Origin of the sequence: Pseudomonas sp. NFACC10-1 (assembly GCF_900119195.1) — a bacterium.
Classification (GTDB): Bacteria; Pseudomonadota; Gammaproteobacteria; order Pseudomonadales; family Pseudomonadaceae; genus Aquipseudomonas; species Aquipseudomonas cerasi.
The window spans coordinates 725,095-747,154 of record NZ_FPJB01000003.1; the positions used below are offsets into that span (position 1 = coordinate 725,095).

Sequence of the window (22,060 nt, forward strand, 5' to 3'; positions counted from 1 at the left end):
GTCGTCACGGCAGGCGGCTGGTGACAGTCATCTTCAATTCCTTTTTCTGATGAGTACCTTTCCCGATATGTCTTCCGCTCTGTCCATTCGGCAGCTAACCAAAACCTACGGCAACGGTTTCCAGGCCTTGAATGGCATCGATCTGGACGTCGCCGAAGGTGATTTCTTCGCCTTGCTGGGCCCCAACGGCGCTGGCAAATCCACCACCATCGGCATCATCTCGACGCTGGTCAACAAGACCAGCGGTACGGTGAACATCTTTGGCCACGACCTGGATCGCGAGCCCGCTGCGCTCAAGCGTTGCATCGGTGTCGTGCCGCAGGAGTTCAACTTCAACCAGTTCGAGAAGACCCTGGACATCGTCGTCACTCAGGCGGGCTACTACGGCATCCCGGCGAAAATCGCCAAAGAGCGCGCCGAGCAGTACCTGACGCAGCTGGGGCTTTGGGAAAAGCGCGACGTGCCTTCGCGTTCGCTGTCCGGCGGCATGAAGCGGCGTCTGATGATCGCCCGTGCGCTGATTCACGAGCCGCGCCTGCTGATCCTCGACGAACCCACTGCAGGCGTGGACATCGAGTTGCGCCGTTCGATGTGGACCTTTCTGACCGAGCTGAACAGCAAAGGCATCACCATCATCCTCACCACGCACTACCTGGAAGAGGCTGAACAGCTGTGCCGCAACATCGGCATCATCGACCACGGGGTGATCGTGCAGAACACCGGCATGAAGCAGCTGCTCAGCACGTTGACCGTCGAGACGTTCGTGCTCGATCTCAAGGCCTCCTGGCAGACCGCGCCACAACTGCCCGGTTTCCCTTGTCGCCTGCTCGACAGCCACACCCTGGAAGTGCAGGTCGACAAGAACGTCGGCATCACTGCGCTGTTCAGCCAGTTGGCCTTCCAGAACATCGAAGTCTTGAGCCTGCGTAATAAATCCAATCGCCTTGAGGAGTTGTTTGTGTCCCTGGTGGAAAAAAACCTCGCGAAGGTGGCGGTATGACCGTAGCCAACGGCGAGTTGCGCCCCAACCTGATTGCCCTGAAAACCATCGTCTACCGTGAAGTGCACCGCTTCATGCGGATCTGGCCGCAGACCCTGCTGCCGCCAGCCATCACCATGGTTCTGTACTTCGTCATCTTCGGTAACCTCATCGGTCGCCAGATCGGCGACATGGGCGGCTTTACCTACATGCAGTACATTGTGCCGGGGCTGATCATGATGTCGGTGATCACCAACTCCTACGGCAACGTGGTCTCGAGCTTCTTCGGTGCCAAGTTTCAGCACTCCATCGAAGAACTGATGGTCTCGCCGGTCTCGCCGCACACCATTCTGGTCGGTTACACCCTGGGCGGTGTGTTGCGTGGTCTGATGGTCGGTTTCATCGTCACCATGCTGTCGATGTTTTTCACCGACCTGCAGGTGCACCACTTGGGCGTGACCATTCTGGTGGTGGTGTTGACCGCGACGATTTTCTCGCTGCTGGGGTTCATCAACGCAGTGTTTGCACGCAACTTCGATGACATCTCGATCATTCCGACCTTCGTCCTGACCCCGCTGACCTATCTGGGTGGCGTGTTCTACTCGATCAACCTGTTGCCGCCGTTCTGGCAGACCGTGTCGCTGGCCAACCCGGTCCTGCACATGGTCAATGCCTTCCGCTACGGCATTCTGGGCGTCTCCGACATCAAGATCAGCATCGCTCTGGCGTTCATGATCGTGGCGACCTTCGTGCTGTATATCGGCTGCGCCAGGTTGCTGGTGAGCGGTCGCGGTATGCGTCAGTAACACATTGGCTTTGACCCGCCAGGCTGGCGGGTCGAGCGCTGGCCGGGAGCGGCCGTTCAGATTCTGCAACACACCACCTCTTCCGACATTTCCCCGGTGCGCTGATCCTTGAGGCTTTCCGCTGCAAGGAACCGTCATGCGCACAGGGATGATCGCGCTCGCGCTCGGGCTGCTTGCCCTGCGTTTTCTACCGGCGTTGCCGCCGACCTGGCTATTGCTGTTGATGCCGATACTGGCGTTGATGCTGCTGCCGTTCCGTACCTATCCACTGGCGTTGCTCCTGCTCGGTTTCACTTGGGCCTGCGTGTCGGCGCAGTGGGCGTTGAGTGACCGGTTGGCGCCGCGTCTCGATGGTCAGACGCTGTGGGTGCAGGGCAAGGTGGTCGGTTTACCGAGTGTCGCCGAAGGTGTGGTGCGTTTCGAACTGGAAAGTGCCACGTCACGACGTGCCAGGCTGCCCGCGCGAATCAGGGTGGCCTGGTACGGCGGCCAGCCGGTGAGCAGCGGCGAGCGCTGGCGTATGGCGGTCAAACTCAAGCGACCGGCCGGGCTGGTCAATCCGGATGCTTTCGACTATGAAGCCTGGCTGCTGGCGCAGCGCATCGGTGCGACCGGCACGGTAGTGGATGGTCAGCTATTGGCACCCGCGCGTGCCGCCTGGCGCGATGCCATTCGTCAGCGCCTGCTGGCGGTCGATGCGCAGGGCCGTGAGGGTGGTCTGGCAGCGCTGGTGCTGGGCGATGGCTCAGGGCTATCGAGCACCGACTGGCAGGTGTTGCAGGATACCGGCACTGTGCATCTGCTGGTCATTTCCGGTCAGCACATCGGGTTGCTGGCCGGGGTGATTTACGCCTTGGTCGCAGGCCTGGCGCGCTGGGGGCTGTGGCCGCGCTTTTTGCCCTGGCTGCCGTGGGCGTGTGCACTGGCGTTCAGCGCTGCACTGGGCTACGGACTGCTGGCCGGTTTCGAGGTGCCGGTCCGGCGCGCCTGTGTGATGGTCGCGATGGTGCTGCTGTGGCGCTTGCGTTTTCGCCATCTGGGCGTGGTCTGGCCCTTGTTGCTGTCCTTCAACACGGTGCTGATCTTCGAGCCGCTGGTGACGCTGCAGCCGGGTTTCTGGCTGTCCTTCGCAGCGGTCGGCATTCTGATCCTGATTTTTAGCGGACGTCTCGGCGCCTGGCGCTGGTGGCAAAGCTGGACACGGGCGCAATGGCTGATCGCCGTTGGCTTGTTGCCGATCCTGCTGGCGCTGAACCTGCCGATCAGCCTCAGTGGGCCGTTTGCCAACTTGCTTGCCGTCCCTTGGGTCAGCGTGATCGTCCTGCCTCCGGCATTGCTCGGAACGCTGTTGCTGCCGGTCCCTGTGGTCGGTGAAGGTCTGCTGTGGCTGGCGGGCGGGGCGCTGCAGTGGCTGTTCGTGTTCCTCGACGCTGTGGCTGCCGCATTGCCGGCCTGGCTACCCAGTGCGGTGCCAATCTGGGCATGGTGGTTGAGCCTGCTCGGGGCCTTGCTCTTGTTGCTGCCCAAGGGCATGCCCGTGCGGCCGCTGGGCTGGCCGTTGCTGTTGCTGTGCGTTTTTCCGCCACTCGAATCAGTGCCTGAAGGCCAGGTGGACGTGTTGCAACTGGATGTGGGGCAGGGCCTGGCGATTCTCCTGCGCACCCGCAACCACACACTCCTGTATGACGCAGGTCCACGTTTCGGTGAGTTCGATATCGGTCAGCGCGTGGTCGTGCCCGCCATGCGCAAGGCAGGTGTCCGCCATCTCGACCTGATGTTGATCAGCCATTCCGACGCAGACCATGCCGGAGGTGCGGCGGCGGTTCATCAGGCCTTTCCGGTGAGCCGGGTGCTGGGTGGCGAGCTGGCCAGACTCGCGCCGCAACTCGATGCCCGATTGTGCGAGAGCGGTGCACGCTGGGAGTGGGATGGCGTGGTGTTTTCCACGTGGCGCTGGGAGCAGGGGCCTAATGGCAATCCAGCCTCCTGCATCCTCAGCGTCGACGCCGGGGGCGAGCGTCTGCTGCTGGCCGGCGATATCGATGTGAGCGCCGAGCGCGCGGCGATGGACAGCGGGTTCGACCTTCGTGCTCACTGGTTGCAGTCGCCACATCACGGCAGCCGGACCTCGTCGTCCAAAGCGTTTCTGCGCGCCGTGGCACCGGTAGGCGTGCTGATTTCCCGTGGTCGCAACAACGCGTTCGGTCACCCGCATCCGTTGGTCATGGCGCGCTATCGAGGCTTGGGCATCGCCAGTTACGACAGTGCCGAGCTGGGCGCGGTCCGCCTGCAACTGGGGACGTTCGGAACGCCACAGGCGGAGCGCGCGCAACGGCGCTTCTGGCGTGATTGAGTGAATGGATATCGATCTCGGCGTTCGGCACTTGGCGACCCTATGGTAGAGTGGCGCCAATTTTTCGAGGGAGTGATCACTGTGTGGGAACTGGTCAAATCTGGCGGCTGGATGATGCTGCCGATTATTCTGAGCTCCATCGCCGCCGCCGGCATCATCATCGAGCGCCTGTGGACGTTGCGTGCCAGCCGTATCACCCCACCGCACCTGCTCGGGCAGGTCTGGCAGTGGATTCAGGAAAAGAAGCTGGACAGCGAAAAGCTCAAGCAGCTGCGCGCGGACTCGCCGCTGGGTGAAATCCTGGCCGCAGGTCTGGCCAATTCCAGGCATGGTCGCGAGATCATGAAGGAATGCATCGAAGAAGCCGCTGCGCGGGTCATTCATGAGCTGGAGCGCTACCTCAGCGCACTGGGCTCGATCGCTGCCATGGCGCCGCTGCTTGGTTTGCTGGGCACCGTGCTGGGCATGATCGATATCTTCGGCTCGTTCAACAGCTCCGGGGCCACCGCCAACGCCGGTGTGCTGGCAGGTGGTATTTCCAAGGCGCTGATCTGTACGGCGTCGGGTCTTATCGTCGCGATCCCGGCGATCTTCTTTCATCGCTTTCTGCAGAGCCGCGTCGATGAGCTGGTGGTCGGCATGGAGCAACAGGCCATTCGTCTGGTTGAAGTGGTGCAGGGCGACCGCGATGTCGATCTGATCGACGCCAAGATCGACCTCAAGTCGCTGGCCAGAGCGGGCGGGGGCAAGAAGAAGTGAAATTTCGCCGTCGCAGACCCCGGGAAAACATCGACATCAATCTGGTCTCTCTGATTGATGTGGTGTTCATCCTGCTGCTGTTCTTCATTGTGACGACCACCTTCACTCGCGAAACCCAGTTGCGGGTGGATCTGCCACAGGCCGTTACCGGAACGCCGGACGTAGACGCCAGCGCCAAACAGCTGGACATCGCCATCAACGCCGACGGGATTTTCTCGCTGAACAATCAGTTGTTGCCGAAAAACGACCTGGCAACGCTGATCGAAGCGCTGCAGCGCGAGTCGGGGGGCGATACCAGTCTGCCGCTGTCGATCAGTGCCGATGGCAAGACCCCGCACCAGTCGGTCATCACGGCCATGGATGCGGCGGGCAAGCTGGGCTTCAGTCACTTGCGCATGACCACTGTCGAGGCCACACCGGCTAACTGATGGCATTCACTGACCGTTTGCTCGACGCCTGGTACAAGGGCCACCCTGCGCTGGCGCTGTTGCGCCCGCTCGAAGGCCTTTACCGGCGTGTCGTAGAGCGCAAACGGGCGCGGTTTCTGGCGGGCGAGGGTGATATCTATCGCGCGCCGGTGCCGGTTATCGTGGTGGGTAATATCACCGTCGGTGGCACTGGCAAGACGCCGTTGATTCTCTGGATGATCGAGCACTGCCGCCGTCGCGGCCTGCGTGTCGGTGTGGTCAGCCGCGGTTACGGCGCCACGCCGCCAAGCCTGCCGTGGCGCGTCCTGCCTGAACAAAGTGCCAGCGAGGCAGGGGACGAGCCCCTGCTCATCGTTCAGCGCTGCGGCGTGCCACTGATGATCGATCCGGATCGCAGTCGTGCCGTACAGGCCTTGCTCGCTGCCGAACCACTGGATGTGATTCTTTCCGACGACGGCTTGCAGCATTACCGTCTGGCCCGCGACCTGGAACTGGTGCTGATCGATGCCGCCCGTGGTCTGGGCAATCGCCGTTGTCTGCCTGCCGGGCCGTTGCGCGAACCGGTCGAGCGGCTGAGCAGTGTCGACGCCTTGCTTTATAACGGCGCGACGGCTGACAGGAACGACGGCTACGCCTTCAGGCTCAAGCCTTCGGCGCTGATCAATCTGCGCAGTGGCGAACGTCAGCCGGTGGATTATTTCCCGGCCGGTCAGGCGCTGCATGCGGTCGCCGGAATCGGCAATCCCCAACGTTTCTTCAATACCCTCGAAGGATTACACTGGCAACCGGTGACTCACGCGTTCGCCGACCATGCTGTCTACAGCGCCGAGGCGCTGACATTTGCACCTGCGTTGCCCTTGGTCATGACCGAGAAGGATGCGGTGAAATGCCGTGCCTTTGCCGCTGATGACTGGTGGTATCTGGCAGTGGATGCACTACCTTCCGATGCCTTTGTCGGTTGGTTCGACCAGCAACTGCTACGTCTTTCTCCATGATTGCTTCAGGATCTCCTATGGACACCAAACTACTCGATATCCTCGCTTGCCCTGTCTGCAAGGGACCATTGAAGCTCAGCGCCGACAAGACCGAGCTGATCAGCAAGGGCGCAGGTCTTGCCTATCCGGTGCGCGACGGCATCCCGGTGATGCTCGAAAGCGAAGCTCGTACCCTGAGCACCGACGAGCGGCTGGAAAAATGACCGCAGCGTTTACCGTTGTCATTCCGGCGCGCTACGGCTCCAGTCGCTTTCCGGGCAAGCCGCTGAAAACCATTGCCGGCAAACCCATGGTTCAGCTGGTCTGGGAGCAGGCGTGCAAGAGCAGCGCCGAACGTGTGGTGATTGCCACCGACGATGCGCGCATTGTCGAAGCCTGTCAGGCTTTTGGTGCCGAAGTGCTGCTGACGCGCGACGATCACAACTCCGGCACCGATCGTCTGGCTGAGGTGGCCGCGCAATTGGGCCTGGCGGCTGACGCGATTGTCGTCAATGTGCAGGGCGACGAGCCGATGATCCCGCCTGCGGTGATCGATCAGGTGGCGTCCAATCTGGCCGCCCATCCCGAAGCTGGCATGTCTACGCTGGCCGAACCTATCGACGACGTAGCGGCGTTGTTCAACCCCAACATCGTCAAGGTTGCTACGGACATCAACGGCCTGGCGCTGACGTTCAGCCGGGCTCCCTTGCCATGGGCGCGCGATGCGCTCGCAGCAAATCGTGACCAATTGCCTGCCGGTGTGCCTTATCGTCGGCATATCGGTATCTATGCCTACCGTGCGGGCTTCCTGCATGACTTCGTCAGTTGGGGGCCGTGCTGGCTGGAAAACACTGAAAGCCTGGAACAATTGCGTGCGCTGTGGAATGGCGTGCGGATTCACGTTGCCGACGCGCTTGAAGCGCCACCCGGTGGCGTTGATACGCCTGAAGACCTGGAGCGCGTAAGGCGCTTGCTGGAGGGTTGATGCGCTGCGTCCATTGGTTCGGGAAGGCGAGGGTATGACCTTGCAGGTGCAATCCGCGATTTCCCTCAAACCGTTCAATACGTTCGGTGTGGATGTTCAAGCCCGGCTATTTGCCGAAGCGCACAGCGATGACGATGTTCGCCAGGCGCTGGCCTATTCGGCCGAGCACGATGTGCCACTGCTGGTGATTGGCGGTGGCAGCAACCTGCTGCTCAGCGCTGACGTGCAGTCACTGGTCGTACGCATGGTCAGCCGCGGCATTCGCATCGTGCATGAGGACTGTCTCGAGTCGATTGTCGAGGCAGAGGCTGGCGAGCCTTGGCATCCGTTCGTGCAGTCCTGTCTTGAGCTGGGGCTGGCGGGGCTGGAAAACCTCAGTCTGATTCCAGGCACCGTTGGTGCGGCACCCATGCAGAACATCGGTGCCTATGGCGTCGAGATCAAGGATGTCTTCCATAGCCTGACTGCGCTGGATCGTGAAACCGGCGAATTGCGCGAGTTTTCTCTGGAGGACTGTGCGTTCGGCTACCGCGACAGCGTGTTCAAGCATCAGGTCGCGCGCTGGTTGATCCTGCGTGTGCGTTTCAAGCTCAGTCGCGTAGCTCGCCTGCACCTCGAATATGGCCCGGTTCGTCAGCGTCTCGACGAGCTGGGTATTGATCGGCCGACGCCGTTCGATGTCAGCCGTGCGATCTGCGCCATTCGCAGTGAAAAGCTGCCTGACCCCGCGGTGCTGGGCAATGCCGGCAGTTTCTTCAAAAACCCGATTATCCCTGCCGAACTGTACGCAACGATCAAACAGCAACACCCAGGTGTCGTCGGCTACCCGCTGGACGATGGCCGGGTGAAACTGGCGGCCGGATGGCTGATCGAGCAGGCGGGCTGGAAGGGTTATCGCGATGGTGATGCTGGCGTGCACAAGCTTCAGTCGCTGGTGCTGGTCAACTATGGGCAGGCCAGTGGCTTGCAGCTGCTGAGTCTGGCGCGCCGTATCCAGACCGACATCGCCGAACGTTTCGGTGTCGAGCTGGAGATGGAGCCGAACCTCTACTGATAGCCTGAAGATGGTCTCTTGTGGGGCGATCCTGCTCGCGAAGGGATCAGATCAAGCGCTGTGTATTGAAGATGAACGCAGTGCAGCCCTCAATCAACGGGCATGAAAAAGCCCCGCCTGTGCAAACAGGCGGGGCTTTTTCATGGGCCAGGATTAGACGAGGGGTTTAGGCTCGTTTTCTTTCTCGGCTTCATGTTGCGGTTTGACTGCTGGTTGCTCAGTGTCCGCTTCTTCGGTCTTTTCCCCGGCTGCCGGTGAAGGCTGGGCCGATTCTGCTTCAGCGGCAGCAGGCGCTGCCTCGACGACTGGAGCGCTGGCAGCAGCGGCTTCCTGTTGACGACGTGCTTCTTCTTCACGCTTGCGGCGACGAACTTCACGAGGATCGTTCGGTGCGCGGCCCGTGCTGCTGACCACTGGTGCAGGCGCTGCTTCTTCAGCCGCAGGTGCCTGCTCTAGTGGGGCAGGTGCCTGTTCTTCAACGACCGGCTGAGGCGCGACGTAAGGAGCAGGCTCTTCTTTCACGGCTACCGGCTCGACGGCAGCAGCAGGTGCAGGCGTTGGCAGTTCGGATGATTCGGTGGCTGGCACTTCCTCATGAGCCGCCGCTTCGACCGGCGCCTGTGGTGCTGGCTCTGGCGTCGGCTTGAACGGCACTACGCGTTCTGCGTGAGGTGCTTCGAACAGTTCGGACTGCGCAGCAATGGCCGGGGCTTCGACCGCTGCTGGCTGAACTTCAACCTCTGGAGCAGGCTGTGCTACAGGAGCATCGTCCGCTACAGGGGCTTCAACGGCAGGTGCCTCGACAGTCGGTTCGGCAACGGTCGGTGCTTTTTCGGCAGCCGGTGCTTCGGTGGCTGGCGTTTCAGTCACAGGCGCTTCGGTCGCAGATGCTTTGGCAGCAGCTGCCTGATGCGCTGGCTCGGCGTCTGCAGCGGCGGCGTTGCTGTTGGCACGTTCGGCCTGCTGATGCGCGTCGGCTTCGGCAGGCGCGCTGATCACGCTGCTGGCAGCGGAAGCTGCGGCGGTGAAGCCCAGACCCGCCGACAGGTCGGTGGCGCTGCCTTCTTCTTCGTTGCCGTTCTCTTCGGAGCCTTCGATCACGTTGCCATTGGCATCGCGCTGACGCTCACGACGATTGCTGCGACGACGCTGGCCACGCGAGCGGCGGCGAGGGCGGTCGCCTTCGCTACCGTCGTTGCCTTCCTGGTTCTCGTCATTGATCTGCTCTTCGTTGAGCAGCACTTCCTCTTCGCTCACGGCAGCCGCGGCCTGTTCGGCGCGTGGTTGACGTTCTTCACGAGGTGCGCGCGGCTGGCGCTCTTCGCGTGGTGCGCGTTCAGGACGCTCCTCGCGAGCGAGGTTCACCGCAGGGGCTGCATCCAGAGGCTCGCGCAGTTCGCGAACCGGGCGATCTTCGCGCGCTTCACGCGGCTTGCGCTCGCGAGTGGTACGGGCTGGACGCTCTTCGCGCGGTGCCGACTCCTCGCGGGCTTCACGCGGTTCGCGAACGGTGCGCTCTTCACGAGGTGCACGTTCTTCACGCGGAGCACGCTCTTCACGAGGTGCGCGCTCTGCACGCTCTTCGCGGGGGACGCGTTCTTCACGAGGCTTGCGCTCTTCGTCGCGGCGATTGTTGCGGCCACGGCTCTGCTGGCGGCCGTTGCGGCGTTCCTCGTTGCGGGCTGGACGCTGTTCTGCAACAGGCTTCTCAACCACAACCGGAGCGACAGGCTCTTCCTTGGTCGCGAACAGGCTGACCAGGGATTTCACCAGACCCTTGAACAGGCTTGGCTCGTGAGCGGCAGGTGCCGGTGCAGGCGTTGCCGCAGGGGCAGCGGCTTCTACCGGGACCGGCGCATTGGCGCGAGCCGGAGCAGTCTTGACGGCCGCTTCCTGACGAACCAGGGTGCGGGTTGCGGCGGCCAGTGGTGCAATTTCTTCCACTTCGGCAGCGGCAGCAGCGATTTCATAGCTGGTCTGGCTGCTGTGCGCTTCAGGGCTGTCATCACGCAGACGCTGAACTTCGAAGTGCGGCGTTTCCAGCTGATCGTTCGGCAGAATGATGATGCGCGCACGGGTGCGCAGTTCGATCTTGGTGATCGAGTTGCGTTTTTCGTTGAGCAGGAAAGCCGCGACCGGAATCGGCACCTGGGCGCGCACTTCGGCAGTGCGGTCTTTCAGGGCTTCTTCTTCGATCAGGCGCAGGATGGCCAGCGACAGCGATTCAACATCACGGATGATGCCGGTGCCGTTGCAGCGAGGGCAGACGATGCCGCTGCTTTCGCCCAGCGATGGACGCAGGCGCTGACGGGACATTTCCAGCAGACCGAAGCGCGAAATGCGACCGATCTGCACGCGGGCACGGTCGGCTTCCAGGCTTTCGCGGACTTTCTCTTCCACGGCGCGCTGGTTCTTGGCCGGCGTCATGTCGATGAAGTCGATGACGATCAGGCCGCCGATGTCACGCAGACGCAATTGACGGGCGATTTCCTCAGCCGCTTCAAGGTTGGTCTGCAGGGCGGTTTCTTCGATGTCGCTGCCTTTGGTGGCGCGCGCCGAGTTGATGTCGATGGACACCAGGGCTTCGGTCGGATCGATGACGATGGAGCCACCGGAAGGCAGTTCGACTACGCGCTGGAAGGCGGTTTCGATCTGGCTTTCGATCTGGAAGCGGTTGAACAGCGGAACGCTGTCTTCGTACAGCTTGATCTTGCTGGCGTACTGCGGCATCACCTGACGGATGAAAGTCAGCGCTTCTTCCTGGGCTTCGATGCTGTCGATCAGGACTTCACCGATATCCTGACGCAGGTAGTCACGGATGGCGCGGATGATGACGTTGCTTTCCTGGTAGATCAGGAAAGGGGCGGAGCGATCGAGGGACGCTTCCTTGATGGCGGTCCACAGTTGCAGCAGGTAATCGAGGTCCCACTGCATTTCTTCGCTGCTGCGGCCCAGGCCGGCAGTACGAACGATCAGGCCCATGTCGGCTGGAGCGATCAGTCCGTTGAGGGCTTCACGCAGTTCGTTGCGCTCTTCGCCTTCGATACGGCGCGAGATACCGCCGGCACGAGGGTTGTTCGGCATCAGAACCAGATAGCGGCCTGCGAGGCTGATGAAGGTGGTCAGGGCTGCGCCCTTGTTACCACGCTCCTCTTTCTCGACCTGAACGATGACTTCCTGGCCTTCGCTCAGGACGTCCTTGATGTTGACGCGGCCTTCAGGGGCTTTCTTGAAGTACTCGCGGGAGATTTCCTTGAGGGGCAGGAAGCCGTGGCGCTCAGAGCCGAAATCGACAAAGGCAGCCTCGAGGCTGGGTTCGATGCGAGTGATTCGGCCTTTATAGATGTTGGCCTTCTTCTGCTCGCGTGCACCTGACTCGATGTCCAGGTCGTAGAGGCGCTGGCCGTCTACCAGTGCAACACGCAACTCTTCGGGTTGAGTTGCGTTAATCAGCATTCTTTTCATGTAGTACCGTCGGTTTCCGGGCTGCCGGAAACGGCGTTCGGCACACACGACTTCTCACGGTCGGTGTCAGGGCACGTCAGGAGTGGTTGGACACTCCAGTGTCTAGCGAGGTCCTCGCCCAGAGGGGGCGGAGGGTCGCGACGACGTTTCCTGCTTGCTGTGGTGGCATAAGACACCCCTTTCAGCAAAAGCTTTGTCAGGAGGAGGAATCGACCATCGGTAGCGGACGAGATGAAGCGTCTAGAACAAGCCTTGTGCTACACAGTCCGATGGTTGTGCGTCTCCACCCTACACGTATCCCTGATAATTCGGGTGCTGCCGCGCGCAGAATCCGCAGCGGGTTGGCATTTACCGCGACCTTCGATAGGGAAGGTCGCGCATCATGGCTTGAGGCGTTGTTCCCGAAGCATTCGCTCGTAGCGTCTGAAAGCGACTGCACTTTGTGAACTGGCCATGAACTGTCCGCACTGGCCGCGAGCTGTCTGCTCTGCGGTCAGGCGTGTTTCCGGCCTCATGTCACCTGCGCTCGTTACGTTTTCAGCGTGCTCCGTTGTCACCGAACACTGCGTAGGACGGCCTCCCGTCCTTGTGAATTGCGTTGGTCAGGGCCGGTTGTCAACCGTTGCTCCGCTGTCCGGCCGCTTTTGGCGGCGTTCGCGACTATAGCAGCAATCATTAAGTGCTTCAAATCCATAAAAAATTGTTATCATTTGCGGCATGACGAATATTGCCCCCCCAACCCCCGGCGTCCAGCTGGTTGAGGTTGCCCCGGAACTTGCCGGTCAACGCATCGATAATTTTCTGATCACTTATCTCAAGGGTGTACCCAAAACCTTGATTTACCGCATTTTGCGCAAAGGCGAAGTGCGTGTGAACAAGGGGCGGATCAAGCCGGAGTACAAGTTGCAGGCAGGCGATATCGTGCGCATTCCTCCTGTGCGCGTGCCTGAGCGCGACGAGCCTGTGCCGGTCGCGCAGGCATTGTTGCAGCGTCTCGAAGCTGCGATCGTTTACGAAGACAAGGCGCTTATCGTGCTCAACAAGCCCGCAGGTATCGCCGTGCATGGCGGCAGCGGCCTGAGTTTTGGTGTGATCGAAGCGTTTCGCCAGTTACGCCCGGATGCCAAGGAGCTCGAACTGGTGCACCGTCTCGATCGCGACACGTCCGGTCTGCTGATGATTGCCAAGAAACGCAGCATGCTGCGTCATCTGCACGAAGCCCTGCGCGGCGACGGCGTCGACAAGCGCTACATGGCGCTGGTCCGCGGTAACTGGGCAACGGCCCTGAAGCAGGTGCGTGCGCCGCTGATGAAAAGCAACCTGCGCTCCGGCGAGCGCATGGTCGAAGTGAATGAAGAGGGCAAGGAGGCTCTGACGATTTTCAAGGTGCTGCGTCGTTTTGGCGACTTTGCCACCATGGTCGAAGCCAAGCCGGTCACCGGACGTACCCACCAGATCCGCGTGCACACCTTGCACGCGGGTCATGCGATTGCAGGTGACACCAAGTACGGTGACGAGAATTTCAGTCGCGAAATTCGCGATCTGGGCGGCAAGCGTCTGTTTCTGCACGCCTACATGCTGACGGTGCCGATGCCCGATGGCAGCAAGCTTAATGTGCAGGCGCCTGTCGATGACATGTGGGCCAAAACAGTGGAGCGTTTGAGTGCGCCGTGATTACGATCTGTTGATTTTCGACTGGGACGGCACACTGGCCGACTCGGTCGGGCGTATCGTCCTGTCCATGCGCACGGCGGCCATCGAGACCGACCTTGAAGTTCGCGACGATACGGCGATCAAGGGGATTATTGGCCTGGGGCTGCCCGAGGCGATTCGAACCCTGTATCCGCAGATCAGCGGCAACCAGCTGATCGATTTTCGGCAGCACTACGCGGACAGTTACATGGCGATGGATAACGTGCCGTCGCCGCTGTTCGACGGTGTGGTGGAGTCGATGCAGGCGTTTCGCGAGGACGGCTATCGTCTGGCGGTCGCTACCGGCAAGGCGCGTCGTGGGCTTGATCGTGTGCTGAAGGCCAATGGCTGGCAGGATTACTTCGATGTCACCCGGGCAGCCGACGAGACCGCCAGCAAGCCTGATCCGCTGATGTTGAACGAGATCATGGCGCACTGTGAGGTTACGCCGCAGCGTTCGCTAATGATCGGCGATGCTTCGTTCGATCTGTTGATGGCTCGCAACGCCGGTATGGATTCGGTTGCGGTGGGCTATGGCGCTCAGCCGCTGGAGTCGCTGCGTCAGTTCGAGCCGCGGCTGGCTATCGAGCATTTTTCCGAGCTGCGCACCTGGTTGAACGGGCGCAGCGTCTAGTTTTCGGGTTGGAGTGATTGGAACATGTCTGACGAATGGAAGGCACCCGTTTCGCAAGGCGCGGACGAGGGCATCAATGGCAGGGAAGAGGCGAAGAGCTGGAAGCTTCTTGAAAAGACGCTGCTGGCCAGTGTTCAGGAGCAGCGCCGCGCGCGTCGCTGGGGGATCTTTTTCAAGCTGCTGACGTTCGCGTTCCTGTTTGTTGCAGTGATCGTCCCGATGCTGGATTTCGAGGGCGGCACTTCTCGTCGTTCCAGCCACACTGCGCTGATCGATGTGCAGGGCGTGATTGCCGACAAGGAAGCGGCCAGTGCCGAGAACATTGTCACTGCGCTGCAGAAGGCCTTCGAGGATGAAAAGACCAAGGGTGTGATTCTGCGAATCAACAGCCCGGGTGGCAGTCCTGTGCAGTCGGGCTATGTCTACGACGAAATCCGTCGTCTGCGCGCGGCGAAGCCGGACATCAAGGTGTATGCGGTCATTACCGATCTCGGTGCTTCGGGGGCTTATTACATCGCCAGTGCCGCTGACCAGATTTACGCCGACAAGGCCAGTCTGGTGGGGTCGATCGGTGTGACGGCAGCAGGTTTCGGCTTTGTCGGTGCCATGGATAAGCTCGGCGTTGACCGCCGTACCTATACTTCCGGCGAGCACAAGGCATTCCTTGATCCGTTCCAGCCGCAGAAGGCTGATGAAACGCAGTTCTGGCAGGGTGTGCTGGACACGACTCATCGCCAGTTCATCGCCAGTGTCAAACAGGGTCGTGGCGACCGGCTGAAGGACAAGGATCACCCGGAGCTGTTCTCCGGGCTGATCTGGACCGGCGAGCAGGCTGTTGCGCTGGGTCTGGTGGATGGGTTGGGCAGTGCAAGTTATGTTGCGCGTGACGTAATCAAGGAAAAGGACATCGTCGAGTACACCGTCGAAGAGTCGCCTTTTGATCGCTTTTCGAAAAAACTCGGCACCAGTATCGCTGAGCGAATTGCCATGCTGGTCGGTTTCAACGGCCCAAGCCTGCGTTGATGGCTTGATGCAGAAATAAAGAACCCGGCCGATGGCCGGGTTCTTTGTCTGAGTCTCAGGGTACGCTGAGGCCTTCCTTTATTAGCATGTCCACCAGGCGTATCAGCGGCAGGCCGATCAGGCTGGTCGCATCGCTGCCTTCGGTGCTGCGAAACAGGCTGACGCCAAGGCCTTCTGCCTTGAAGCTGCCTGCGCAGTCATAGGGCTGTTCAGCATGCAGGTAGCGTTCGATGCTGGCCCGGTCGAGTTCGCGCATGTGTACTGTAAAAGGCACGCAGTCGACCTGGCACTCGCCGGTCGAGCTGTTGAGCAGGGCCAGACCGGTCAGGAAGGTCACGCTTTTGCCGCTCGCTGCCGTCAGCTGTTCCAGTGCGCGTTCGAAGCTGTGCGGTTTGCCCAGGACCTGTTCGTCAAGAACGGCGACCTGGTCGGAGCCGATGATCAGGTGGTGTGGATGTTCCGCGGCCAGCGCCTGGGCCTTCTCCCGGGCAAGGCGTTGTACGAGGTCGAATGCGGCCTCGTTCGGTCGCCGGCTTTCATCGATATCCGGAGACCTGCAGGTGAATGGCAGGCGCAGGCGGGCGAGCAGTTCGCGGCGGTATGAGGAGCTGGAAGCGAGGAGCAGGGATGGCATGCGGTTCTCCGTAGGCTGAGCGTTGATTCTAAAGAGTGGCCGGAGTGACGAACAGGCCTGAATTTCCTTTGACATGCCCGGGGGGCATCCCTAGAATGCTGCGCCTATGTTGAATGACCCGATTCCATCTCACGTTGACCCGCGCAAATTGTCCGATCGCGGCACTACCCTTCAGGGTGAAGTGCTGCTGGGCGATCTGAAGAGACTCTGCGACCCGCTGGCCGACACTGTCGGTACGGTGCAGGCGAAATTCGTTTTTGAGCGTGACGAACGCCGTTCTGTGGTTATCCACAGTTCGATAGACGTCCCGGTCAAGATGGTTTGCCAGCGTTGTCTTGAGCTGGTGACCCTGCCGATCCACAGCGAATGCAGTTACGCCGTGGTGAAGGAGGGTGCGAATACCCAGTCGTTACCGAAAGGTTATGACGTGCTGGAACTGGGCGAAGATCCTTTGGATCTGCTGGCATTGATCGAGGAGGAGCTATTGCTCGCCTTGCCCATTGTGCCTGCTCATCATCCTGAAGAATGCCAGCAACCGGCGGGTCTCGATGAGCCCGAACCGAGCGTGGACGAGGTAACGCGGTCCAACCCGTTCAGTGTATTGGCGCAGTTAAAGCGTGACCCAAACGTTTAGGAGTTAATCAATTATGGCTGTTCAGCAGAACAAAAAATCCCGCTCTGCCCGTGACATGCGTCGTTCGCACGACGCTCTTGAGGCAAGCACTCTGTCGGTAGAAAAGACCACTGGTGAAGTTCACCTGCGTCACCACGTATCGCCAGAAGGCGTATACCGTGGTCGTAAAGTGATCGACAAGGGCGCTGACGAGTAATTTCTTGTCCGCTCCGATCATCGCGATCGACGCAATGGGCGGGGACTTCGGTCCCCGCAACATTGTTCAGGCAAGCCTCGCGTGCCTGACAGCTACTCCCTCGCTTCACCTGGCCCTTGTCGGCCAAGCTCCCCTTATTGAAGAACTCGTCTCTGCTCATGAAGCCGTGGACCGTTCGCGCCTGCGTGTCATTCATGCCAGTGAAACGATTGCGATGGACGAGCGTCCGTCTCAGACGTTGCGTGGCAAACCTGACTCCTCCATGCGCGTTGCTCTCGAGCTGGTGGCCAGCGGTCAGGCCCAGGCCTGTGTCAGTGCCGGCAATACCGGTGCGCTGATGGCGCTTTCCCGGTTCGTGCTCAAGACCTTGCCAGGGATCGACCGCCCGGCAATGATCGCAGCCATTCCCACTTGCTCGGGTCATTGCCAACTGCTGGACCTGGGGGCGAACGTAGATTGCAGTGCCGAGGCGCTCTATCAGTTTGCAGTGATGGGTTCGGTGCTTGCCGAGATCCTCGGTGTCGCAACGCCCAGAGTGGCCTTGCTCAACGTGGGCACTGAAGACATCAAGGGCAATCAGCAGGTCAAGCGTGCTGCCGGTCTTTTGCAGTCTGCGTCGGGGCTTAACTACATTGGTTATGTAGAAGGCGACGGGTTGTACAGGGGGGAGGCTGACGTGGTGGTGTGTGATGGTTTCGTCGGCAACGTATTGCTCAAGTCGAGTGAGGGGCTGGCGACCATGATTGCAGCCAGAATCGAGGCGCTGTTCCAGCGTAATCTGCTCAGCAGGGCAGTCGGCGCGCTGGCGTTGCCCTTGCTGAAGCGCTTGCAGACCGATCTGGCACCCGCCCGTCATAATGGTGCGAGCCTGCTCGGGTTGCAGGGGGTCGTGGTGAAAAGCCACGGTTCTGCGAGTGTTTCAGGTTTTCAGAGTGCGATTCAGCGAGCGGTCGTCGAGTCCCGTGAAAACCTGCCAGAGCGTTTGAAGGGGCGGCTTGAAGCGATGTTTCAGGACGGCCGAACCTGAAAATGTGACGCATCAGACTGGTCAGTCATCCAACCGATCAGTCATGTAAATTAGAATTCCCGCGTTCGGCTTGTCCGGACGCCCATTTTGGCGACAATAATTCAGAGGCTTGTCAAATGTCTGCATCCCTCGCATTCGTCTTTCCGGGTCAAGGATCGCAATCGCTCGGTATGCTCGCCGAGCAAGGCGCGCAGCATCCGCTGATCCTCGACACTTTCGAGCAGGCTTCCGAAGCTCTTGGCTACGACCTGTGGGCATTGACTCAGAACGGTCCTGCCGAGCTGCTCAATCAGACCGACAAGACCCAGCCGGCCATTCTCACCGCTTCCGTTGCCTTGTGGCATGTGTGGCTGGCCGAGGGCGGTGCGGTTCCTGCGTTCGTCGCCGGTCACAGCCTGGGCGAATACAGCGCACTGGTGGCCGCGCAAAGCCTGAGCCTGGCCGACGCCGTGAAGCTTGTCGAGCGTCGCGGCCAGTTGATGCAGGAAGCGGTGCCAGCGGGTCAGGGCGGCATGGCCGCCATTCTGGGTCTGGATGATGCCGACGTTATCGCAGCCTGCGCCGAAGCGGCGCAGGGCGAAGTCGTCAGTGCCGTGAATTTCAACTCGCCGGGTCAGGTGGTGATTGCCGGTTCCGCCGAGGCCGTCAAGCGTGCCATGGAGTTGTGCAAGGCCCGTGGTGCCAAGCGCGCCTTGCCGTTGCCGGTCAGCGTGCCATCGCACTGCGAACTGATGCGCCCGGCTGCCGAACGTTTCGCCGAGGCTGTTGAGGCCATCGAATGGCAGGCGCCGGAAATCGCGCTGGTACAAAACGTCAGTGCCAGTGCTGTCAGTGATCTGGCGACGCTCAAGCGTGATTTGCTGGAGCAGTTGTACAAGCCGGTACGCTGGGTCGAATCCATTCAATGTCTGGCGAGTCGCGGTGCGACCCAGCTTGTGGAGTGCGGTCCGGGCAAAGTGCTGGCCGGTCTGAACAAGCGTTGCGCCGACGGCGTGATTACCTACAACCTTGATACCCCGGACGCCTTTGCCGCCGCGCGCGCGGCACTGGCCTGATTAGGAGAAGCCTGCATGAGCCTTCAAGGTAAAGTGGCACTGGTAACCGGTGCAAGTCGCGGCATTGGTCAAGCCATTGCTCTGGAATTGGGACGCAACGGTGCTGTTGTCGTGGGCACCGCGACGTCAGAGTCCGGCGCCGAGCGCATCAGTGCGACGTTCAAGGAAAACGGCATCGAAGGCTTTGGCCTGATGCTGGATGTCTGTGATGCCGAGTCTGTGAATTCGGTCCTGTCCACCATTCAGGAGCGCGTTGGCGCACCGTTGATTCTGGTCAATAATGCCGGTATCACCCGTGATAACCTGATGATGCGCATGAAAGATGACGAATGGTATGACGTCGTCAACACCAATCTGAACAGCCTTTTCCGTCTTTCCAAGGGCGTTTTGCGTGGCATGACCAAGGCGCGTTGGGGACGTATTATCAGCATTGGTTCGGTTGTGGGTGCCATGGGCAACGCCGGTCAAGTAAACTATGCTTCCGCGAAGGCCGGTCTGGAAGGCTTCAGCAGGGCTCTGGCCCGTGAAGTGGGCTCGCGGGCGGTCACCGTGAATTCGGTGGCACCGGGTTTCATCGACACCGACATGACGCGTGAGCTGCCTGAGGCTCAGCGTGAGTCACTGATTACCCAGATACCCCTGGGCCGTTTGGGGCAAGCCGAAGAGATTGCGCACGTAGTCGCTTTTCTTGCGTCCGAAGGCGCAGGCTACGTTACCGGGGCCACAATCCCTGTTAACGGCGGCATGTACATGAGCTAATGTGACGACCTGTTTCAAAAAAATGTCATACGAGCTGTCTAAAATCCGTTATAAAGCTGCAATCTATGAATGGGCGAAGGTACGGTTGGGCATAAGGGGAGAGCGTTAAGCTTGAAATTCGCAAAACCTCTTCTATACACTTACCCACTGGCCAGATGCCTGAACATTTCCACTAGGAGTTAAAACTAGGTATGAGCACCATCGAAGAGCGCGTCAAGAAAATCGTTGCAGAGCAACTTGGCGTCAAACCAGAAGAGGTTGTCAACACTGCTTCTTTCGTTGAGGACCTGGGCGCTGACTCCCTGGACACCGTCGAGCTGGTAATGGCTCTGGAAGAGGAATTCGAGACCGAAATCCCGGACGAAGAAGCGGAAAAGATCACTACCGTTCAAGCAGCAATCGACTACGTCACTAACCATCAGGCTTAAGATTTGTAGTCGCTGACTGCTGTCACGGGAAAACCGCACTGCTTTAATCGGCGTGCGGTTTTTTCTTTAAAAAACGCTGTGATTGTTCCGTAAACAAGAGAGAAGGAGAGTCCTGTGTCGCGTAGACGCGTCGTGGTCACCGGGATGGGCATGCTTTCGCCACTGGGCAATGACGTGCCCAGCAGTTGGCAAGGCATTCTGGCGGGCCGCAGTGGCATTGGCCTTATCGAGCACACGGACTTGTCAGCCTTCACCACCCGCTTCGGCGGCTCGGTCAAGGGTTTCAACGTCGAAGAATACCTCGCGCCCAAAGAAGCGCGCCGCCTCGATCTCTTTATTCAGTATGGCCTCGCGGCCAGCTTCCAGGCAGTGCGTAATGCCGGCCTTGAAGTCACTGATGCAAACCGTGAGCGCATCGGCGTTGCCATGGGTTCGGGCATCGGTGGTCTGACCAATATCGAAAACAGCAGTCGTCTGCTGCACGAGCAGGGTCCAGGACGGATTTCACCGTTCTTCGTTCCTGGCTCGATCATCAACATGATTTCCGGTTTCCTGTCGATCCATCTGGGCGCACAGGGACCCAATTACTCCATCGCGACGGCTTGCACCACTGCAACCCACTGCATCGGCATGGCCGCGCGCAACATCGCCTATGACGAAGCGGACGTGATGATCGCTGGCGGCGCTGAAATGGCCGCCTGCGGCCTCGGTCTGGGCGGCTTCGGTGCAGCGCGTGCGCTGTCGACCCGCAACGACGACCCCACCCGCGCCAGTCGTCCCTGGGACAAGGGCCGCGATGGCTTCGTCCTGTCAGATGGTGCCGGTGCCATGGTGCTCGAAGAGCTTGAGCACGCCAAGGCGCGTGGCGCGACCATCTATGCAGAGCTGGTCGGGTTCGGCATGAGCGGTGACGCCTATCACATGACCTCGCCACCTGATGACGGCGCCGGTGCTGCGCGCTGCATCGTCAATGCGTTGCGTGATGCCAGGGTCAATCCCGATCAGGTGCAGTACATCAACGCACACGGTACGTCGACGCCTGCAGGCGATTTGGCCGAAGCTTCTGCGATCAAATCGGTATTCGGTGATCACGCCTACAAGCTGGCAGTCAGTTCGACCAAGTCGATGACCGGCCACCTGCTGGGCGCCGCCGGTGCTGTCGAAGCGATCTTCAGTGTGCTGGCAATGGTTGATCAGGTGGCTCCGCCGACCATCAACCTGGATGAGCCAAGCGAAGGCTGCGATCTGGACTTCGTGCCCCACGAAGCGCGCCGCATGCCGATCGACGTCGTTCTGTCGAACTCCTTCGGCTTCGGTGGCACCAACGGCTCGCTGGTATTCCGTCGGTTCGCCGAGTAATGCCCGCCTGGGTCGATGGCTGCCCCGCAGACGCCTTGTCCCTCAAGGACCGGGGGCTGGCCTACGGCGATGGACTGTTTGAAACCATCGTCGTCAAGGCCGGGCAGCCATTGCTCCTGGAGCGCCATCTGCAGCGTCTCGAAAACGGATGCGCGCGCTTGTCGATCGCAACCGATCATGCGCTTATCCGTGCAGAAATGACCCGCTTCGCTGCAGAGCTTGGCGATGGGGTCATGAAGCTGATCCTTACCCGCGGCGACAGCCAGCGCGGTTACGCTCCAGCCCCCAATGCTCAATCGCGTCGAATCCTGCAGGGCGGCCCTGCGCCAGCCTATCCGGGTGTGCATGCCGAGCAGGGCGTGCGCCTGTTTGCCTGCCAGACGCGTCTGGCGGAACAGCCGCTTCTGGCTGGACTCAAGCACCTCAATCGTCTGGAGCAGGTACTGGCTCGCTCCGAGTGGAGTGACAGCGAGCACGCCGAGGGCTTGATGCGTGACACGTCCGGGCGACTGATAGAGGGTGTCTACAGCAACCTGTTTCTGGTCAGTCAGGGTCGTCTGCTGACTGCCGATCTCAGCCGCTGCGGGGTCGCCGGTGTGATGCGTGCCGAGTTGCTGCATCAGGCACCAAAGCTGGGGCTGGCTGTCGATATCCGTGACCTGCACATGTCTGACCTTGAATCGGCGGACGAAGTGTTTCTATGCAATAGCGTGTACGGCGTCTGGCCGGTTTGCAGCTTTGCAGCGTTGAACTGGCCGGTCGGGCCGCTCACCCGTAAACTGCAAGGTATTGCCCGCACCCTTCTGGATATCTGAT

General features: G+C 60.5%; 22 protein-coding genes. 20 read left to right on the top strand and 2 right to left on the bottom strand.

Translation table 11 applies throughout. The annotated features are described in order from the left end of the window. The first annotated feature begins 67 nt into the window (after positions 1–67). The 9 genes from BT119_RS12055 to murB all read left to right on the top strand — a co-directional run bounded on the left by BT119_RS12055 (position 68) and on the right by murB (position 8,338). Positions 68–1,000, top strand: coding sequence for an ABC transporter ATP-binding protein (locus tag BT119_RS12055; protein ID WP_003317464.1), 933 nt, complete (start codon positions 68–70; stop codon positions 998–1,000). Next, positions 997–1,785 (top strand): ABC transporter permease, encoded by a 789-nt coding sequence (locus BT119_RS12060; RefSeq protein ID WP_003368378.1) that lies wholly within the window; start codon positions 997–999, stop codon positions 1,783–1,785. Before BT119_RS12055 ends, BT119_RS12060 begins: the two co-directional genes overlap by 4 nt. A gap of 136 nt (positions 1,786–1,921) precedes the next feature. Further along, positions 1,922–4,138: a DNA internalization-related competence protein ComEC/Rec2 gene (locus tag BT119_RS12065; protein WP_072365755.1), complete on the top strand. Its 2,217-nt coding sequence runs from the start codon at positions 1,922–1,924 to the stop codon at positions 4,136–4,138. 81 nt (positions 4,139–4,219) lie between these two features. Further along, entirely contained in the window at positions 4,220–4,897 is a 678-nt protein-coding gene (locus BT119_RS12070; protein WP_003430973.1) for a MotA/TolQ/ExbB proton channel family protein, read from the top strand. Continuing rightward, the gene (locus tag BT119_RS12075; RefSeq protein WP_003317468.1) at positions 4,894–5,325 is read left to right on the top strand and encodes an ExbD/TolR family protein; all 432 of its coding nucleotides are present in this window, start codon (positions 4,894–4,896) and stop codon (positions 5,323–5,325) included. The genes BT119_RS12070 and BT119_RS12075 overlap by 4 nt, the downstream gene beginning before the upstream one ends. Continuing rightward, positions 5,325–6,320 (top strand): tetraacyldisaccharide 4'-kinase, encoded by a 996-nt coding sequence (gene lpxK, locus BT119_RS12080; RefSeq protein ID WP_058416599.1) that lies wholly within the window; start codon positions 5,325–5,327, stop codon positions 6,318–6,320. Before BT119_RS12075 ends, lpxK begins: the two co-directional genes overlap by 1 nt. A 17-nt stretch (positions 6,321–6,337) precedes the next feature. Then, on the top strand, positions 6,338–6,523 hold the full coding sequence (locus tag BT119_RS12085) for a Trm112 family protein (protein ID WP_002552679.1): 186 nt from the start codon (positions 6,338–6,340) through the stop codon (positions 6,521–6,523). Next, positions 6,520–7,284 carry a 3-deoxy-manno-octulosonate cytidylyltransferase gene (gene kdsB, locus BT119_RS12090; protein WP_003317470.1) on the top strand — a complete coding sequence of 255 codons (765 nt, stop codon included), beginning with the start codon at positions 6,520–6,522 and terminating at the stop codon, positions 7,282–7,284. The genes BT119_RS12085 and kdsB overlap by 4 nt, the downstream gene beginning before the upstream one ends. Positions 7,285–7,318: 34 nt before the next feature. Beyond that, the gene (gene murB, locus BT119_RS12095) at positions 7,319–8,338 is read left to right on the top strand and encodes a UDP-N-acetylmuramate dehydrogenase (RefSeq protein WP_065349319.1); all 1,020 of its coding nucleotides are present in this window, start codon (positions 7,319–7,321) and stop codon (positions 8,336–8,338) included. 153 nt (positions 8,339–8,491) lie between these two features. Here murB and rne read toward each other — a convergent pair whose 3' ends face one another. Next, a complete protein-coding gene (gene rne, locus BT119_RS12100) occupies positions 8,492–11,794 on the bottom strand; it encodes a ribonuclease E (protein WP_175550569.1) in 3,303 nt (1,100 codons plus the stop codon). Between the two features lie 726 nt (positions 11,795–12,520). Between rne and rluC the strand changes: the two genes are divergently transcribed. Genes rluC through sppA form a run of 3 tightly spaced genes read left to right on the top strand, consistent with a single transcriptional unit; the run spans position 12,521 to position 15,152 of the window. After that, a complete protein-coding gene (gene rluC, locus BT119_RS12110; protein WP_003317474.1) occupies positions 12,521–13,477 on the top strand; it encodes a 23S rRNA pseudouridine(955/2504/2580) synthase RluC in 957 nt (318 codons plus the stop codon). Beyond that, positions 13,467–14,129 carry an HAD-IA family hydrolase gene (locus BT119_RS12115; RefSeq protein WP_003430979.1) on the top strand — a complete coding sequence of 221 codons (663 nt, stop codon included), beginning with the start codon at positions 13,467–13,469 and terminating at the stop codon, positions 14,127–14,129. The genes rluC and BT119_RS12115 overlap by 11 nt, the downstream gene beginning before the upstream one ends. Positions 14,130–14,153: 24 nt before the next feature. Continuing rightward, on the top strand, positions 14,154–15,152 hold the full coding sequence (gene sppA, locus BT119_RS12120) for a signal peptide peptidase SppA (RefSeq protein WP_003368394.1): 999 nt from the start codon (positions 14,154–14,156) through the stop codon (positions 15,150–15,152). 55 nt (positions 15,153–15,207) lie between these two features. Here sppA and BT119_RS12125 read toward each other — a convergent pair whose 3' ends face one another. Continuing rightward, a complete protein-coding gene (locus BT119_RS12125) occupies positions 15,208–15,786 on the bottom strand; it encodes a Maf family protein (protein WP_003430981.1) in 579 nt (192 codons plus the stop codon). Between the two features lie 106 nt (positions 15,787–15,892). On the opposite strand from BT119_RS12125, the gene BT119_RS12130 reads away from it, so the two are divergent. The 8 genes from BT119_RS12130 (at position 15,893) to pabC (ending at position 22,059) form a co-directional block, all read left to right on the top strand. Beyond that, the gene (locus tag BT119_RS12130) at positions 15,893–16,420 is read left to right on the top strand and encodes a YceD family protein (RefSeq protein WP_002552687.1); all 528 of its coding nucleotides are present in this window, start codon (positions 15,893–15,895) and stop codon (positions 16,418–16,420) included. A 13-nt stretch (positions 16,421–16,433) separates the two neighbouring features. Then, positions 16,434–16,616: a 50S ribosomal protein L32 gene (gene rpmF, locus BT119_RS12135; RefSeq protein WP_003179396.1), complete on the top strand. Its 183-nt coding sequence runs from the start codon at positions 16,434–16,436 to the stop codon at positions 16,614–16,616. Between the two features lie 4 nt (positions 16,617–16,620). Then, positions 16,621–17,643 carry a phosphate acyltransferase PlsX gene (gene plsX, locus BT119_RS12140; RefSeq protein ID WP_072365757.1) on the top strand — a complete coding sequence of 341 codons (1,023 nt, stop codon included), beginning with the start codon at positions 16,621–16,623 and terminating at the stop codon, positions 17,641–17,643. A 116-nt stretch (positions 17,644–17,759) separates the two neighbouring features. Continuing rightward, complete coding sequence (gene fabD / locus BT119_RS12145) at positions 17,760–18,698, top strand: ACP S-malonyltransferase (protein WP_025990978.1); 939 nt, start codon at positions 17,760–17,762, stop codon at positions 18,696–18,698. A 15-nt stretch (positions 18,699–18,713) separates the two neighbouring features. Then, on the top strand, positions 18,714–19,457 hold the full coding sequence (gene fabG / locus BT119_RS12150) for a 3-oxoacyl-ACP reductase FabG (protein ID WP_003318510.1): 744 nt from the start codon (positions 18,714–18,716) through the stop codon (positions 19,455–19,457). A 191-nt stretch (positions 19,458–19,648) separates the two neighbouring features. Next, a complete protein-coding gene (gene acpP, locus BT119_RS12155) occupies positions 19,649–19,885 on the top strand; it encodes an acyl carrier protein (RefSeq protein WP_003368401.1) in 237 nt (78 codons plus the stop codon). A gap of 114 nt (positions 19,886–19,999) precedes the next feature. After that, positions 20,000–21,244: a beta-ketoacyl-ACP synthase II gene (gene fabF, locus BT119_RS12160; RefSeq protein ID WP_004408311.1), complete on the top strand. Its 1,245-nt coding sequence runs from the start codon at positions 20,000–20,002 to the stop codon at positions 21,242–21,244. After that, positions 21,244–22,059 (top strand): aminodeoxychorismate lyase, encoded by an 816-nt coding sequence (pabC, locus tag BT119_RS12165; RefSeq protein WP_003368405.1) that lies wholly within the window; start codon positions 21,244–21,246, stop codon positions 22,057–22,059. Before fabF ends, pabC begins: the two co-directional genes overlap by 1 nt. Position 22,060 lies beyond the last annotated feature (1 nt).

Coding starts and splice junctions, on each gene's coding strand:
- BT119_RS12055 (WP_003317464.1), top strand. CDS start 68: ATGTCTTCCGCTCTGTCCATTCGGCAGCTAACCAAAACCTACGGCAAC.
- BT119_RS12060 (WP_003368378.1), top strand. CDS start 997: ATGACCGTAGCCAACGGCGAGTTGCGCCCCAACCTGATTGCCCTGAAA.
- BT119_RS12065 (WP_072365755.1), top strand. CDS start 1,922: ATGCGCACAGGGATGATCGCGCTCGCGCTCGGGCTGCTTGCCCTGCGT.
- lpxK (WP_058416599.1), top strand. CDS start 5,325: ATGGCATTCACTGACCGTTTGCTCGACGCCTGGTACAAGGGCCACCCT.
- BT119_RS12085 (WP_002552679.1), top strand. CDS start 6,338: ATGGACACCAAACTACTCGATATCCTCGCTTGCCCTGTCTGCAAGGGA.
- kdsB (WP_003317470.1), top strand. CDS start 6,520: ATGACCGCAGCGTTTACCGTTGTCATTCCGGCGCGCTACGGCTCCAGT.
- murB (WP_065349319.1), top strand. CDS start 7,319: ATGACCTTGCAGGTGCAATCCGCGATTTCCCTCAAACCGTTCAATACG.
- rne (WP_175550569.1), bottom strand. CDS start 11,794: ATGCTGATTAACGCAACTCAACCCGAAGAGTTGCGTGTTGCACTGGTA.
- rluC (WP_003317474.1), top strand. CDS start 12,521: ATGACGAATATTGCCCCCCCAACCCCCGGCGTCCAGCTGGTTGAGGTT.
- sppA (WP_003368394.1), top strand. CDS start 14,154: ATGTCTGACGAATGGAAGGCACCCGTTTCGCAAGGCGCGGACGAGGGC.
- BT119_RS12125 (WP_003430981.1), bottom strand. CDS start 15,786: ATGCCATCCCTGCTCCTCGCTTCCAGCTCCTCATACCGCCGCGAACTG.
- BT119_RS12130 (WP_002552687.1), top strand. CDS start 15,893: ATGTTGAATGACCCGATTCCATCTCACGTTGACCCGCGCAAATTGTCC.
- rpmF (WP_003179396.1), top strand. CDS start 16,434: ATGGCTGTTCAGCAGAACAAAAAATCCCGCTCTGCCCGTGACATGCGT.
- fabD (WP_025990978.1), top strand. CDS start 17,760: ATGTCTGCATCCCTCGCATTCGTCTTTCCGGGTCAAGGATCGCAATCG.
- fabG (WP_003318510.1), top strand. CDS start 18,714: ATGAGCCTTCAAGGTAAAGTGGCACTGGTAACCGGTGCAAGTCGCGGC.
- acpP (WP_003368401.1), top strand. CDS start 19,649: ATGAGCACCATCGAAGAGCGCGTCAAGAAAATCGTTGCAGAGCAACTT.
- pabC (WP_003368405.1), top strand. CDS start 21,244: ATGCCCGCCTGGGTCGATGGCTGCCCCGCAGACGCCTTGTCCCTCAAG.